We start from the raw sequence: 15,092 nt of genomic DNA on the forward strand, positions 1-15,092 counted from the left end.
CTCCTCCGGCCGAGGCCGTATCAGCGTCATTGAAAGAATGTTTTTAGAGCCCGACCTGCACGCGCTTGCTGTTGGCGCGCCTCATATTGCGATAGCGCGCGAGCGCCCAGAGCGGGAAAAATTTTCCATAGCCATGATAGCGCAGATAGAAGACGCGCGGAAAACCCGTCGCGGTAAATCGCGCCTCATTCCATAGGCCGGCGTCGTTCTGCGTCGATTGCAGATAGGCGATACCCCGCGCGACCGCCGGATGGTCGACGTCGCCCGCCGCCATCAGCCCGAGCAGCGCCCAGGCGGTTTGCGAGGCCGTCGAGGGGGATTTTTCATAGCCCTTGTAGTCGAGCTTGTAGCTCGCGAGGTCTTCGCCCCAGCCGCCATCTTCGTTCTGGATCGCCACAAGCCAGGCGACGGCGCGACGGTAAGCGTCATGGTCATGCGGCAGGCCGACGGCGTTGAGCGCGCACAGCGTCGACCAAGTCCCGTAAATGTAATTCGCGCCCCAGCGGCCGAACCAACTGCCGTCCTTTTCCTGTTCTTTGAGCAGATAATCGACGCCGCGCTTGAGACATTCGCTCGAGTCGATCGTATCGCCGAGCTGCGCCAGCATGGACACGCAGCGCGCCGAAACGTCCGCCGTCGGCGGATCGAGCAGCGCGCCGTGATCGGCGAAGGGAATATGATTCAGATAATGGCATGTGTTGTCGGCGTCGAAGGCGCCCCAGCCGCCGTTCTTCGACTGCATGCCGATGATCCATTCCTTGGCGCGGGCGATGCGTTCGTCATAGGGACGCGACGCGTCATTCGCCGTGAGGCGATCCATCGCCGTCACGACGACGGCCGTGTCGTCGACGTCCGGGTAATAGGCGTTGGCGTATTGAAACGCCCAGCCGCCGGGCCGAAGGTCGGGCCGCTGCGCCGCCCAGTCGCCCTTGACGTCGAGCACCTGCAAGGGCGCGAGCCATTCGCAGGCCTGGCGCGCCTGTTCGCGCGCGTCTTCGTCGCCCGTCTCAAGCAGCGTGTGGGCGGTCAGACAGGTGTCCCACACCGGCGAAACGCAGGGCTGGCAATAGGTTTCCGCGTCCTGCACGACGAGCAGCCGTTCGATCGCCTCACGCGCCTGTTTCTTACGCTCGTCGGCGTCCGGCACGCCGAGCACGTCATACATCAGCAGGCTGTTGACCATGGACGGAAAGATGCCGCCCAGTCCGTCGACGCCGTTGAGGCGCTCGGTCGTCCAGTTCATGGCAAGTTCGATCGCGCGCTCGCGCGGGCCGTTGGGCATATGCGGCTCGATCAGACGCAGAAGCTTGTCGATCTTTCCGAAAATATTCGCCCAAGGCCAGGTCTGGTGTTCGCCCTTCGGCCACACCTTCACCTCTTCCGGCGGCGTCGTGAAGAGTTCGGCGATGTGAATGTTCCTCGGGTTCTTGGCCCGGGGCTTTTTCGTCATCAGCACCAGCATCGGCACGAGAACGGTGCGGCCCCAATAGGAAATCTTGTCGAGGTGGAAGGGGAACCACTTCGGCAGCAGCATGATTTCGACCGGCATCACCGGCACGCCGCGCCATGGAATTTCGCCGTAAAGCGCCAGCAGCGCGCGCGTAAACACATTGCTCTTGGCGGCGCCGCCATAGGCGAGGATCGCCGCGCGCGCGCGCGCCATATGCGGCGCATCGACATCGTCGCCGATCATCTTGAGCGCGAAATAGGCTTTCACGCTGGAGCTGATGTGGAAAGGCCCGTCTTGATAGAGCGGCCAGCCGCCGTGATCGCCCTGACAGCGGCGCAGATAAACCGCGATCTTGCGCTCGAGTTCGGCGTCGACTGGCTCGGCGCGGAAATGGCGCATCAGCACATATTCAGCCGAAAGGCTGGTGTCGGCTTCGAGCTCGAAGCAGAAATGTCCATCGCCTTTGCCGAGCGACAGAAGCGCGCGCTTGGCGTTTTGAATGCTCGTCTCCAGCGCCTCGGTGGAAACGGCGGCGAAATTAGCGTCAATACGCGCGGCGACGTTCATTACAATTCCTTTGTATGTGCGGTCACGCGATGCTCAGCGTCGCGGATTTGGCCGTCTCATGATGCGGCTTCACGACGATCTCGACGTCCTGCCCCAAGGCGACGAGAAATCGCATGAGCCGTTCCAGCGAAAACTGCCGGAAATCGCCGTGCAGCAGCTTCGACACGTCCGGCTGCTTCACGCCGAAGAGTTTCGCGGCTTGCACCTGCTTCAACCCGCGCTCCTTGAGCAGCGCTTCGATCTTGCGAACGAGCTGCGCCTTGAGGAGGTGGTCGTCGGGCGCCGCCTTGGCGGCGGGAGAGTCTTCGGTCATTTCGGGTTCGGGAAATGTGGTTGACGCCCATTTCGCGCCGATCAGCGTGAGCTATAGTGAAATGACTATATCGTCAAGCCGCGTCTGGCTCATCGATTGCTACAGGGGCGGGTGAGGGCGCCTGGCGCCGGTGCGGCGTGCGACTTTGTCCGAAAGGTGAGCCGATGGACGAACTCTATGTGATTTGTCGGACAGACGAGATCGAGGACTCCGAGGCCACGGGATTCGTCCTGATGCGCGCCGAGGCGAGCGGCGACGCCGCCCCCTATCCGATCCTGATTACGCGCAAGGGCAACAACTTCTATGGCTTCGAGAACGCCTGCCCGCATGAAGGCGAGCGGCTCGACGTCAATCCTGGCCAGTTCATGGACGAGGAAGGCAATTTCCTCGAATGCGGCAGGCATCATGCGCAGTTCGACATCGACACCGGCCACTGCTTCATCGGCCCCTGTCAGGGCCAACGGCTGACGCCGATCAAACTCGTCGTCGACGAGGGCGACGTCTGCCTCACCGGCGTGCTGCTCGCCGAAGAATGAAAGGCGCTCTATGACCGATATGGCGGAACTGCAAAAACGTAAGCAACCGCTCAATCTCGCGATCGTCCACGGCGATCCCGACGCTTTCATCGCGAATTACCTGCCGTGGCTCGAGATCACGAGTTTTATCACGGCGCTGCGCGCTGGCGACGTCGAGGTCCCCGCCGACGGCGCGACGCCGAAGCTGACGCCGCAGCAGATCAAAGGCGCGGCGGCGGTGAACTACGGGGGAGACGCGCTCTTCGCCTTTTGCATGGCGGCGGCGCTGAAGGGCGACAAGGCCGCCGTTGAAAAGATCGACGCGGCGCTCACCGAGCAGCTCGGCCCCGAGTATCCAGGGTCGACGGCGCTGTGGAGCTTTCGTTCGCCCATCGCCTCGCCGATGAGCCTTGAAGATCATGTCGGGCAGGCCGCGCAGAAAATGCTTGCAGGCGACATCCCGCCGCCGCCTATGCGCGCGCGCGAGAACTGGAACGCCGGCCTGCGTTTCTTCGAAAAGGCGCGCAAATCGAATTTCGTGAACGAGATCGTCTATCCGCTGGCGTTGTGGACGCGCGCCAAATGGACCGAGACGCTAGAGAAGGGCGTCGCCTTCATGGCCCATATCGAGGACAGCGTGCCGGTGTTGCAGGAATGCCTCGCCGAAACGCGCAATGACCAGGCTTTCATCGCCAATATGCTGCTGAAGATGGCCCCGGCGATCGAGACCGATCTTACGGACGAGATGCAGGGTTTTCTGCGCTCGCTGTCGCGGCGGGTGTAGGCCGCGCCTTAGCGCCGCGACGATCGGTCGACTGAAAAAACCGCCAATGTTTTGCCGGGCGAAACGAAGTCTTAACCATCGGCCGCCGATGGTCGTTTGAACGGAGCGAGAGGAGTGAGCATGGCTACGAACACGGAAGGCGAACGCGCACTGGCCGACCTCGAGGCCGGCAAGTTTTCTTTCCCGATGGTCGACTCCATCAGGGATCATATGAATCAGCTCGACGCCGAGCTGCAACGCGTCAGGACGGAGCTGCAGCGCGTCAATTCGCTGCATGAGGGCGCCGTCAACCAGCTCAGGCAGCAGGAGTTTACGATCCTGCGGCTCGAAGGAGAGCTGCGCAAGCTGAACGCCAGACTCTACGCTCTCCTGAAGGCCAATGTTCTGACGGAGATCGCCCTGCGCGAGACGAAGCGCGGCGCCGTGAAATTCGTCGAATTTCTTCCCGTCGCGCGCAAGCATGCCGAGGAAAGTTCGAAGGCGGCGCTGGCCTATCTCTCAACGATTGATCTTCAGGCCAAGGTCGAGGCGGTGAAGGCGCATCCGCTGACCGAGAAGACGCTTGCCGGGCTGGCGAATCTTGATCTGCGCGCCGAGTGGACGAAGCTGAAGACGCATCCACTGACGACAAAGGCTATGGGCGAGCTGCAGTCGGCACTTCTCAAGGCGAAGGAGAATCTGCCGGTCGTGCAGAAGCGGATCGCCGCGCTCGTTGAAAAAGCGACGGCTTATATTGCCGAGCTGCAAAAAAAGGCTGCGTAAATCCGACGCGGGGCAGGCGCAAAGCTGCGCCTGCTCGCTGGCCGCGCGACCTGACGGGCGCGGGACTTGCGGCGCTACGGATTAAGTCCGCTGCGTCTACCTGAGCGCAAGTCTGTTACCTGAGCGAAAGTCTGTGCGCGCGACTGCAGTTTGCAATCACGCGTGCGCGGGCGTGCGCGCGGGCTTGACCGGTCCGACGTCGACCTGAATCTCGTCGCCCTCGACGCGAAGCGCATAGGGGTGGAGCGCATTGCGGACGAGATGCGTCACGCATTTGCCGCTTGTGCTGTCGAACCCCCATTGGTGGTGCGGGCAGGTGACGGTCTGCCCGTTGAAGGTCGCCTCGCTCAGCGGCATGTCCGCATGCGGACAGCGCCCGCGATAGGCCTTGAGTTCGCCGCCGGTCGGCCAGACCAGAAGCACGCTCTTTTTGCCGGCGTGAAAGAGGCCCATGCCGCCTTCGCTCACGGCGCCGGTGTTACAGATCGCGGTGAACGCCATCGTGATCGCCTTCAAGATTCAACATTGACAGGCGATAGCAAGTTACGGACCAGCGAAACCCTGCGACTCGGCGACGCGCGAGGCGAAAAGACAACGATCGCATAAGCATTTTTCTGGTGCGGGCGGCCGGAATCGAACCGGCACAGGCCTTGCGGCCCTACGGATTTTAAGTCCGTTGCGTCTACCAGTTTCGCCACGCCCGCGGAGCGCTCGTTTATAGGGGCGCGGACCCGACGCCGCCAAGCGGATTATATGCGCCGTCGTCGCCGGCCCTCGGGCTTGGCGTTCGGCGCGCCGATCGGCGCCTGAAACGACAGGCCCGTGTCCCAGGGGAAGAAGATCCAGGTGTCCTGCGAGACTTCGGTGACGAAGGTGTCGACCATCGGCAGGCCCTGCGGCTTGGCGTAGACAGTGGCGAAATGCGCGTTCGCCAGCGTGTCCCGCACGGCTTTCGCCGTGGCGCCGGTGTCGACGAGATCGTCGATGATGAGCACTTCAGAGCTTGGCCGCGCCAGAATCGTGTCGGTCAGAGGCTTGAGCACCTGGATCTCGCCGCGCTCGGTTTCCTCGTGATAGCTGGCGACGCAGATGGTTTCGATGACCCTTATGCCGAGCTCGCGCGCCACGATCGCCGCGGGCACCAGACCGCCGCGCGTCACCGCCACAATCGCCGAGAATCCGCCGATAGAAGCGAGACGCCAGGCGAGCGCGCGCGCGTCGCGGTGAAAAATGTCCCAGGAGACCGGAAAGATCTTGTCGGACCCGTACATCAGCTTCAAGCCTCCCCCGGTCACGCCGTCAGCGCGCGGTTTCCTTCGCTAGCGATGCGATCATCGCACGGGCCGCCGCCGTCGCGCGGGCCAAGAGCGCCGCGTCGCGACTGCGCAGCACAATCTGATTCCTGAATCCCGCGCTCGTAAAGGACGGATAGGAGCCAACGCTCACGCCCTCATGGCCGCGCGCGATCGCTTCCAAACCCTCGGCGTAGGCGCCTTCCGGAACGCCGTACGCCTCGACCGTCTCGACGAGCACCGGCGGGCCGGCCGCGAGCCGCGGGCCGACCACGTCCATCATATTCTGCATGATCATCGGCACGCCGGCCATAACGATGACATTGCCGATCCAGAATCCCGGCGCCTTGGAAATGGCGTTGAAAATCAGCTCCGCGCCTTTTGGAATGCGCGCCATCCGCCGGCGCGCCGGATTCAGCTCGCCTTCCGAAAAGCGCTCCCGAAGCAGCGCTATGGCGCGCGGATCCTCGCCGATGTCGACGCCAAAGGCGCGGGCGACCGCATCGGCGGTGATGTCGTCGTGGGTGGGACCAATGCCGCCGGTCGTGAAGACATAGGTGTAGCGGGCGCGCAGCGCATTCAGCGCCTCGACGATCGCCTCCGTCTCGTCGGGCACGATTCGCGCCTCGCGAAGATCGACGCCGATCTGCGCCAGATAATTCGCGATATAGCTTGTGTTCACATCCTGCGTGCGGCCGGACAATATTTCATCGCCGATCACGAGAACCGCCGCGCTTGCCGGCCTGTCGCCCGCCGTTTCTTGCGCCATTACCGGCCTCCCTGTCGCCGATTATGACCATGGCGGCCGCGAACGCCAGCCCTGGCGCCGCCTCGTTATCGGCAAGGCCCCGACCAGGGCTGAGAAGGCCTTGCTGCGGCAATTGCAGTTCGGCTCGCCAGCCTTGCTTTGCCGCCTCAAACCATTACCTTGTCGAGCATACCCTTCGCCCAGGAAAGCCGAGCCGCCACGTTACATGACCTTTATCGAATCTCATCTCGCGCCCGCCGCGCGCAAAAGCGGACAGATCAAGCTGCACGGTCCTAATGATTTCGGGGGCATGCGCGCCGCTGGCAAGCTGACGGCGGAGGCGCTGGACATGCTGGTCGAACATGTCCAGCCGGGCGTGACGACGCAGGCGCTCGACGATCTGGTTTTCGACTTCGCCATGGCGCATGGCGCTTATCCCGCGCCGCTCGACTATCGCGGCTACCGGAAGTCGATCTGCACCTCGATCAATCATGTCGTCTGCCATGGCGTGCCGGACAGCAAGCCGCTGCGCGAAGGCGACATCGTCAATATCGACGTGACGTTCATCCTCGACGGCTGGCACGGCGACGCCAGCCGCATGTTCGCCGTCGGCGAAATCCCGCGGCGGGCGCAGCGGCTGATCGACGTGACCTATGAGGCGCTTGAGCGGGGCGTCGCCGCCGTGAAGCCTGGCGCGACGACCGGCGACATCGGCGCGGCGATTCAGCACTATGCCGAAAGCGAGCGCTGTTCGGTCGTGCGCGATTTTTGCGGCCACGGGCTCGGGCGCGTATTCCACGATGAGCCGAATATTCTGCACTATGGCGTGAAGGGCGAGGGCGTCGAGCTGCGGCCGGGCATGTTCTTCACCATTGAGCCGATGATCAATCTCGGCCGGTCGCAGGTGAAAATCCTGTCGGACGGCTGGACGGCCGTCACCCGCGACCGCTCGCTTTCCGCGCAGTTCGAACATTCGGTCGGCGTCACCGAAACGGGCGTGGAAGTCTTCACCAAATCGCCGGCGGGGCTCGACAATCCCTCTGCCGCGCGCGCCGACGCATGAAGAAGGCGGCTGACGCCGCGACAAGCGACGGCTCAGGCCTGCGCGATTCTGCGCCTCATTTCCACGGTCACCGACAGCGTCTGCGCGATCGCTTCATGGATGCAGGCGAAGCAGCGCTCGCCGATTACGAAATGCTTGAGCTGCTGTTGTTTCGCGCCATCGCGCGCCGCGACGTGAAGCCGCTCGCAAAGGCCTTGATCACGCGCTTTGGCTCCTTCGCCGAGACCGTCGCGGCGCGGCCGGAGCGGCTTCGCGAAGTCGGCGGTCTCAGCGAAGCGGCGATCGTCGAAATCAAGCTCGTCGAGGCTGCGGCGAAACGCCTGGCGCGCGGCGCCTTGCAGAAGCGTCCTGTGCTTTCCTCATTCATGGAGGTGCTCGACTATTGCCGGACGGCGATGGCTTTCGCCGAGCGGGAGGAGTTTCGCATCCTGTTCCTCGACAAGCGCAACGCGCTGATCGCCGACGAGGTGCAGGGCGTCGGCACCATCGACCATACGCCCGTCTATCCGCGCGAAATCGTCAGACGTGCGCTGGAGCTTGGCGCGAGCGCGCTCATCCTGGCGCATAACCATCCATCCGGAGATCCGACGCCGTCGGCCGCGGACATACGCATGACGAAGGACATCGCCGCCATCGCGCAGCCGTTCGACATCACGGTCCACGACCACCTCATTGTTGGCCGTCATGGCCATGCGAGCTTCAGAGGGCTGAAGCTCATTTGACGCGAAGTCCGTCCACAGGCGTCAGGATTGACGCGACACTTTCAAAAGCGGGCTGAGCGCATTGTCCTATTTCGTCACGCCGCTGATCATCGCCACCGCGCTCTTCATGGAGCAGCTCGACGGCACCGTGCTCGCGACGGCGTTGCCGGCGATGGCCGCCGATCTTCACGAAGATCCCGTGGCGCTGAAACTCGCGCTGACGTCCTATCTTTTATCGCTCGCGGTCTTCATTCCGCTTTCGGGCTGGGCGGCGGATCGCTTTGGCGCGCGGCGCGTCTTTCGCGCGGCGATCATCGTCTTCACCTTCGGCTCCATTCTCTGCGGCCTGTCCAATTCGCTCGCCGCGATCGTGACGTTTCGGATCGTGCAAGGCCTCGGCGGCGCGATGATGACGCCGGTCGGACGCCTCGTGCTGCTGCGCACCGCGCCGCGCCATGAACTTGTGCGCGCCATGGCCTATCTCACCATTCCGGCGCTCATGGGCCCGATGATCGGTCCGCCGATCGGCGGCTTCATCGCGACCTATTTTCACTGGCGCTACATCTTCTGGATCAATGTCCCGATCGGCGCGCTCGGCGTCATGCTGGTCACGCGCTTTATTCCAGACATGCGCGAAGAATGGACGCCGCCGCTCGACATCGCCGGCGCGATCCTTTCAGGCGTCGGCCTCTCCTGCCTCGTCTTCGGCTTTACCATCGCGGGGCGCGGCTTCGCGCCGGCGCCGGTCGTGGTTTTGATCGTCGCGCTCGGGGCAGGGGCGCTCTTCGCTTATACGCGCCACGCCAAACGCACGCCCTATCCGATCGTCGACCTCGATCTCTTGAAGATCCCGACGTTCCGCGCGGCGGTCTTCGGCGGCTTTCTGTTTCGCATCGGACTTGGCGCCACGCCTTTCCTGCTGCCGCTGCTGCTGCAAGCGGGCTTCGGACTCTCCGCTTATGAAGCGGGACTTCTGACCTTCGTTTCGGCGGCCGGCGCGATGGCGATGAAGACGACCGCTCAGCCGATCCTGCGGATTTTCAGCTTTCGGCGGGTGCTGATCGTCAATGCGCTTATCTCCGCCGGCTTTCTCGCCTTCAACGCCACCTTTTCGGCGGCGACGCCGCACTTGGTCATCATGGGCGTGCTGCTCGTTGGCGGCTTCTTCCGCTCGCTCGAGTTTACGGCGCTCAACGCCATCGCCTACGCCGACGTCGATCAGGACGCCATGAGCCGCGCCACGAGCTTCGCCTCCGTCGCGCAGCAGTTGTCGCTGTCGACAGGCGTCGCGATTGGCGCGGCGGCGCTGGAGGCGACGCGCGCGCTGCGCGGCGGCGGCGCGCTGCAGGCGGCGGATTTCACGCCGGCTTTCATTGTCGTGGCGCTGATCTCGACGCTTTCGGTGATGAGCTTCCTGCCGCTCGCGCCCAATGCGGGCGACGACCTGACCGGGCGCCGAAAACGCGTGTAACCTCAGGGGGATCGACGGCGAAGAGCTCTTGTCGATGAGGATCGCGAGCGCCAAATCGACTGAAACGAGGACCTTATGTCGAGCGCAGCCCAAGACTTTATCGCCGGACTCCCGAAGGCGGAGCTTCACCTTCATATCGAGGGGACGCTCGAGCCCGAAACGGCCTTCGCGCTCGCCGAGCGCAATGGCGTCAAGCTCCCGTACGCTTCGGTCGAGGCGATGCGCCGCTTATACGATTTTCAAAACCTCGCGGATTTTCTCGATCTTTATTATCAGGCGACGCAGGCGCTTTTGACCGAGCGAGACTTCTACGATCTGGCGCGTGCATATCTCGACCGCGCCCGCGGAGAGAACATCCGCCACGTCGAAATCTTCTTCGATCCGCAAGCGCATATGCGTCGCGGCGTTCCCTTCGGCCCGGTCGTGGAGGGATTGAGCGCAGCTCTGAACGACGCCGCGCGCGAGGGCGGGCCGACGTCGCGACTCATCATGTGCTTTCTGCGCGATCTCGACGAGGCTGACGCCATGGCCACGCTCGAAGCGGCGCGTCCCTGGCTCGATCGCATCACCGGTGTCGGACTGGATTCCGCAGAAGCCGGAAATCCGCCGGGCAAGTTTACCGAGGTCTATGAGCGCGCCCGTTCGCTTGGTCTGCGCGCCGTGGCCCATGCGGGCGAAGAGGGACCCGCCGCCTATGTCTCCGAAGCTCTGGATCGCTTGAAGGTCGAGCGCATCGATCACGGCGTTCACGCGATCGATGACGCGGCCCTAGTTCAGCGGCTCGCGCGCGAGCGGGTTCCGCTGACCGTCTGCCCGCTGTCGAATATACGCCTCTGCGTCTATCCCGATATGCGCGCGCATCCGATTCAGCGGCTCTTCGAAGCAGGCGTCGTCGTGACCGTCAACTCGGACGATCCGGCCTATTTTGGCGGCTATGTGAACGAGAACTACCGCGCGGTTCAGCAGGCTTTCACATTAGGAACAGCCGAACTGACGCAGCTCGCGAAAAACAGTTTCTCGGCGTCATTTCTTTCTGACGACGAAAAGCAAGAGAGGATCGCCGAGGTCGACGCCTATGCGCAAGCGCATGGCGCTTAAGCGCATCGCCTAGTCGCCGTGTCGCCCGCGAAAGCCTGTCGCCAGCACATAGAGCTCGGCCGAACCGGCGCGGCTCGCCGCCGGCTTGACGTGCCGCACCGTCGCGAAATCGCGCTTGAGGCGTGTGAGCAGCTGGCCTTCGGTTCCGCCTTGCAGCACCTTCGCGATGAAGAAGCCGCCTTCCGCCAAAACGTCGCACGCGAAATCAGCGGCAAGCTCGGCGAGAGCCACGATGCGCAGATGATCGGTCGCCCTGTGGCCAGTGGCGTTCGCGGCCATGTCCGACATCACGCCATCGGCGGCGCCGCCGAGCATGTTCTTGATGAATTCCGGCGCATCGGGATCGTTGAAATCCTTCACCGCGAATTCGACGCCGTCGACCGGCTCCATGTCGAGCAGATCGACCGCGACGACTTTGCCCTTCCCCTCTTTCGCCTTCACATGCGCGGCGGCGACCTGTGACCAGCCGCCGGGAGCGGCGCCAAGATCGACGATGCGGCCGCCCGGCTTAAAGAGATGATAGCGATCATCCATCTCGATGAGCTTATAGGCGGCGCGTGAGCGGTAGCCCTCGCGCTTGGCGCGCGCGACATAAGGATCATTGAGCTGGCGCTCCAGCCAGAGCGTCGAGGAGAGCGACCGCTTGCGCGCGGTCTTGACCCGCGTCTTGAGCGATCGCCCGCCTTCGCGTCCCGACTCTTTCGTCACGCGTGCACCTTGTCGCGCGGGCTGAAGACGCCGCCGGGCGCCGGCTCCATGACGATGTCTCGATCATGGAAGGCGTGCAGAGTCGACCGGTGGCCGATCGAGACGATCGTCGTGCCGGGCAGCCGCTCGCGCATCATGGCGTAGATGTCTTCTTCGAGCTGCTCGTCGAGAGCCGACGTGGCTTCGTCGAGGAAAAGCCAATCCGGCTTGGCGAGAAGCGCGCGGGCGATTGCGACGCGCTGCTGCTCGCCGCCTGAAAGCCGCTGACCCCAGTTGTTTTCCTCGTCGAGGCGCTCGACGAAAGGCGCAAGCCGCGCCGCGCGCAGCGCCTCCTGCACTTCAGCGCGCGAGTAGTCGCCGACGTGGCCCGGATAGACGATCGCATCGGCGAGCGCGCCCATGGGGATGTAGGGCCGCTGCGGCGCCAGCATCACCTTCGCGCCGCGCGGCGTCAGCGCCTCGCCCGAAGCGTAAGGCCAGATGCCGGCGATGGCGCGAAACAGCGTCGACTTGCCGGAACCCGATGGGCCGGTAAGCAGCGCCGACTGGCCGGCGGCGAGCGTCAGGTCGTCGACCGTCACGATTTGGCGTCCGTCGGGCAAAGCAAGCGTCAGACCGCGCAGGCGAATATCAGCGCCGTCGGTCGGAGATACGATCTGCGTCGCAGACATCTGGCCACGCGCCGTGTCGATCGCGTGGTCGAAGGATGTCAGCCGGTCGAGCACGGACTTAAAATTGGCGAGCGAGGTGTAGTAGTTGATGAAGAAGGTCAGTGCGCTCTCCACCCGCCCGAAGGCGCTCGCCGTCTGCGTCATGACGCCGAGCTGAATGCGCCCGGCGAAATAGAACGGCGCCGTGATCACGTAAGGAATGATCGGCGACAGCTGTCCGTACGTCGAGGTGAACGCCATCAGCTGCTTGCGCTTCTGCACGATCGCCAGATAGTTGACGATAATGCCGGCGAACCGCCGCAGCAGCGAACCGCGCTCGGCGGGCTCGCCGCCAAGCAGGGCGATCTGCTCGCTGTATTCGCGCATTCGCGCCAGGGAAAAGCGGAAATCCGCCTCGCGTCTCTGCCGATCGAAATAGAGCCCGGTGAGAGAGCGGCCGATAAGATGCGTCACCAGCGTTCCCACCGCCGCATAGAGCAGCACAACCCAGAACAGGAAACCGGGAATATAAATGTCAGTTCCGGGCAGCGGATAATTGCCGGACAAATCCCACAGCACATAGGCGAAGGAGACAAGCGAACTCAAGGTGGCGATCAGCAGGATCGAATAGGAGTAGACGCCATAGCCTTCCTCCCCGCCGCTGATGAAGCGATTGACGTCTTCGGCGATGCGCTGGTCCGGATTGTCAGCGCCGCTCCCGGCGAGCGCCATACCGTAATGCGTATGCGCGCCGAGCCAGCGCTCGACATAGTGTTCCGTCAGCCAGCGACGCCAGCGGATGATCAGCATCGACTGCAGAACGAATTCGATGATCACCGAGGCGACGTAAACGAACGCCCATGGCGTGAACACGTAAAGAAGCTGCCGCCAGAATTCCCCGGCGTTTTTCTCCTGAATGGCGTTGAACCAGTCGCGATTGAAGAAGGACAGGCGCACGGTGATGCCGACCTGGCCCTGATTGAGCAGCACCAAGACGACCACCATGGCGATGGCGATCGCGCTCTCTCGCGCCGCAAAGGGTTGGAATGGCCACACGCGCCCTTCGCCACGGTCGCGCGAACTGAAGTAGAGATCGGCGATGCGCGTCATCTCCCGCACGACTGGAATGTGCGAGATCGCGTAGACAATGATCGAGAACACCGCCACGGTGAGCGGCATGGTTTCGGGCGGCGCATAGTCTTTCAAAGACTCGGGCCACAGGCCTTCCGCCTGCGCCAGGCCGATGAGCCCGAAGACGATCGTCTCGGTTGAGAAGATGTACGCGAAGATTTTCAGGAAGCTCGACATGTCGGCGGCGCGCCACGTCGTATAGGCGCAGAGCGCCGTCGCGGCGACGAGAACGAATAGGCTGGAGTCGCCCTTATGGACGCCGACCAGCGCAGTAAGCGCCGCGAAGATCGCGACCGCCACGCTCAATTTCTGCATCTTTCACCTTGGATGTGAGAAGCCGCTCGGCTCGCCGCGACCGCGTCGCCGGCGATTGCCGTCTAGCCCCATGATAGAGGAGTCAGTCCTCTTCAGGAATGACCGCGTCGCCATTGACATGCGCGACAAGCACGGGCGAGGCCTTAAAGGTCAACACTCGGCGCGATGTTATCGTGGCCTCGACGCCGGTTTTGGGATTGCGGCCGATGCGCTCACGCTTGGCGCGCACGTTAAAAGTCCCGAAGGAACGCAATTTTACGGATTCGCCGCGCAGCAAAGCTTCGCTGATCTCATCAAAAGTCGCGTCCAAGATCTTGCGGGCTTCGGAGCGGGACAGCGATGGGCAGCAGCCATAGACGGCCTCTCGCAGCGCCGCCCGCGTTAGGGTGCTGCCTGGAGCGGTTCTCCTTACCATGCGAAAAGAGCGCCCAATGATCGTTCTGTCGGGACTGGGCTGAACACAACTCCCCCTCGAAGCTTCTGGCAATCGCAACATGGCAATAAATGGGCGCTGCGCCCGTGGCCGCATAGTACGCATAAACGACCGATATGCAAGGGCGATCACGTGTTCTACGTCCCGACCAAACGATCAAACTCTGACCTGCGCGCAGGCGATAGCGGAACCCTCAAACGGCCAATTTCACCTTGTGCTGCGCCACCGGGATCATGGCGCGTATTTTACGAATGCGGTCGACGTCCACATAGGACGATACGAGGCCCGGCCCCTCGGAAGCTTTCGCGACGACTTGGCCCCACGGGTCGGCGATCAGAGAATTGCCGTACGTAAAGCGCGTCTCATGCCCGGCCTTATGCGCGCCCGTCTGCGCCGGCGCGCAGAGATAGGCCTGCATTTCGATCGCGCGCGCGCGGCACAGCACTTCCCAATGGTCCTTGCCGGTGACCAGCGTGAACGCCGCCGGCAGCGCGACGATATCCGCGCCCTTATCCGCGAGCGCCTGGAAGAGATATGAAAAGCGAAGGTCGTAGCAGATCGCGCAGCCGACGGTGACGCCCTCGCAATCATAGGTGACGACGGAGTCGCCCGGCTTAAACGCGGCGCTCTCGTGATATTTGGCGCCGTCCGGCGCCGTGATGTCGAACATGTGGATCTTACGGTAGCGCGCCACCTCCTCGCCCTCGCGGTTGAAGGCGACGCTGGTGTTGTGCAACCGCTCCTCGCCAGGCGCTTTTTCAAGAATGGACCCGGCGTGTATGAAGACCTTGTGCTCTCGCGCGAGCGCCTGGCACATTTCATAAGCGGGGCCGCCCGGCAGCTCCTCGGCGGCCGCCATCTTCTCGGCGCGCGAGCCGCCGATGAAATCGAAGACCTCAGGAAGACAGATCCAGTCGGGACGCTCCTGAACCACGGCGCGCTCGATCAAAGCGCGGGCGTTGGCGAGGTTCAAGGCCTTATCGCCAACGGAATTCATCTGAACCAGAGTAACCTTCATCGACCGCCCGATTGTTTCGCTGTTGCTCCCGCGACCCAAAGTCGCATCCTAACGAATAGCGCCGCCCGTTCAT

The 15,092-nt window shown here is 63.2% G+C and carries 16 protein-coding genes and 1 tRNA gene; 7 read left to right on the forward strand and 10 right to left on the reverse strand.

The annotated features are described in order from the left end of the window. Positions 1-43: 43 nt before the first annotated feature. Both shc and A3OO_RS0106605 read right to left on the reverse strand, forming a co-directional pair. Positions 44-2,017 carry a squalene--hopene cyclase gene (gene shc, locus A3OO_RS0106600; RefSeq protein ID WP_018407045.1) on the reverse strand — a complete coding sequence of 658 codons (1,974 nt, stop codon included), beginning with the start codon at positions 2,015-2,017 and terminating at the stop codon, positions 44-46. Between the two features lie 22 nt (positions 2,018-2,039). Beyond that, positions 2,040-2,330: a helix-turn-helix domain-containing protein gene (locus tag A3OO_RS0106605; RefSeq protein ID WP_018407046.1), complete on the reverse strand. Its 291-nt coding sequence runs from the start codon at positions 2,328-2,330 to the stop codon at positions 2,040-2,042. 164 nt (positions 2,331-2,494) lie between these two features. On the opposite strand from A3OO_RS0106605, the gene A3OO_RS0106610 reads away from it, so the two are divergent. The 3 genes from A3OO_RS0106610 to A3OO_RS0106620 all read left to right on the forward strand — a co-directional run bounded on the left by A3OO_RS0106610 (position 2,495) and on the right by A3OO_RS0106620 (position 4,391). Then, positions 2,495-2,866 (forward strand): Rieske (2Fe-2S) protein, encoded by a 372-nt coding sequence (locus A3OO_RS0106610; RefSeq protein WP_018407047.1) that lies wholly within the window; start codon positions 2,495-2,497, stop codon positions 2,864-2,866. A 10-nt stretch (positions 2,867-2,876) separates the two neighbouring features. Further along, positions 2,877-3,629, forward strand: a complete 753-nt coding sequence (locus A3OO_RS0106615; protein ID WP_018407048.1) for a hypothetical protein — start codon at positions 2,877-2,879, stop codon at positions 3,627-3,629. A gap of 120 nt (positions 3,630-3,749) precedes the next feature. Then, on the forward strand, positions 3,750-4,391 hold the full coding sequence (locus tag A3OO_RS0106620) for a hypothetical protein (RefSeq protein WP_018407049.1): 642 nt from the start codon (positions 3,750-3,752) through the stop codon (positions 4,389-4,391). A gap of 156 nt (positions 4,392-4,547) precedes the next feature. Here A3OO_RS0106620 and A3OO_RS0106625 read toward each other — a convergent pair whose 3' ends face one another. The 4 genes from A3OO_RS0106625 to A3OO_RS0106640 form a co-directional block, all read right to left on the reverse strand. Further along, complete coding sequence (locus A3OO_RS0106625; protein WP_026222748.1) at positions 4,548-4,892, reverse strand: Rieske (2Fe-2S) protein; 345 nt, start codon at positions 4,890-4,892, stop codon at positions 4,548-4,550. 114 nt (positions 4,893-5,006) lie between these two features. Beyond that, positions 5,007-5,095 (reverse strand) — tRNA-Leu (locus A3OO_RS0106630). Positions 5,096-5,140: 45 nt separating this feature from the next. Continuing rightward, the gene (gene gpt / locus A3OO_RS0106635; protein WP_018407051.1) at positions 5,141-5,662 is read right to left on the reverse strand and encodes a xanthine phosphoribosyltransferase; all 522 of its coding nucleotides are present in this window, start codon (positions 5,660-5,662) and stop codon (positions 5,141-5,143) included. A gap of 28 nt (positions 5,663-5,690) precedes the next feature. Continuing rightward, positions 5,691-6,452 (reverse strand): competence/damage-inducible protein A, encoded by a 762-nt coding sequence (locus tag A3OO_RS0106640; RefSeq protein ID WP_018407052.1) that lies wholly within the window; start codon positions 6,450-6,452, stop codon positions 5,691-5,693. Positions 6,453-6,657: 205 nt separating this feature from the next. On the opposite strand from A3OO_RS0106640, the gene map reads away from it, so the two are divergent. The 4 genes from map (at position 6,658) to A3OO_RS0106660 (ending at position 10,764) form a co-directional block, all read left to right on the forward strand. Continuing rightward, entirely contained in the window at positions 6,658-7,494 is an 837-nt protein-coding gene (map, locus tag A3OO_RS0106645) for a type I methionyl aminopeptidase (protein ID WP_018407053.1), read from the forward strand. After that, complete coding sequence (gene radC / locus A3OO_RS0106650) at positions 7,491-8,216, forward strand: RadC family protein (RefSeq protein ID WP_018407054.1); 726 nt, start codon at positions 7,491-7,493, stop codon at positions 8,214-8,216. Before map ends, radC begins: the two co-directional genes overlap by 4 nt. Positions 8,217-8,277: 61 nt before the next feature. Further along, a complete protein-coding gene (locus A3OO_RS0106655; protein WP_018407055.1) occupies positions 8,278-9,666 on the forward strand; it encodes a DHA2 family efflux MFS transporter permease subunit in 1,389 nt (462 codons plus the stop codon). 75 nt (positions 9,667-9,741) lie between these two features. Then, on the forward strand, positions 9,742-10,764 hold the full coding sequence (locus tag A3OO_RS0106660) for an adenosine deaminase (protein WP_018407056.1): 1,023 nt from the start codon (positions 9,742-9,744) through the stop codon (positions 10,762-10,764). A 9-nt stretch (positions 10,765-10,773) separates the two neighbouring features. Here the strand turns inward: A3OO_RS0106660 and A3OO_RS0106665 are convergent, their stop codons facing one another. From A3OO_RS0106665 to A3OO_RS0106680, 4 genes are all read right to left on the reverse strand, one after another. Further along, entirely contained in the window at positions 10,774-11,472 is a 699-nt protein-coding gene (locus A3OO_RS0106665) for an RlmE family RNA methyltransferase (protein ID WP_018407057.1), read from the reverse strand. Then, a complete protein-coding gene (locus A3OO_RS0106670) occupies positions 11,469-13,568 on the reverse strand; it encodes an ABC transporter ATP-binding protein/permease (RefSeq protein WP_018407058.1) in 2,100 nt (699 codons plus the stop codon). The genes A3OO_RS0106665 and A3OO_RS0106670 overlap by 4 nt, the downstream gene beginning before the upstream one ends. Before the next feature lie 82 nt (positions 13,569-13,650). Further along, on the reverse strand, positions 13,651-13,983 hold the full coding sequence (locus A3OO_RS0106675; protein WP_018407059.1) for an integration host factor subunit alpha: 333 nt from the start codon (positions 13,981-13,983) through the stop codon (positions 13,651-13,653). A gap of 211 nt (positions 13,984-14,194) precedes the next feature. Next, positions 14,195-15,019 carry a carbon-nitrogen hydrolase family protein gene (locus tag A3OO_RS0106680; protein WP_018407060.1) on the reverse strand — a complete coding sequence of 275 codons (825 nt, stop codon included), beginning with the start codon at positions 15,017-15,019 and terminating at the stop codon, positions 14,195-14,197. Positions 15,020-15,092 lie beyond the last annotated feature (73 nt).

Source organism: Methylocystis rosea SV97, from assembly GCF_000372845.1.
Lineage (GTDB): Bacteria > Pseudomonadota > Alphaproteobacteria > Rhizobiales > Beijerinckiaceae > Methylocystis > Methylocystis rosea.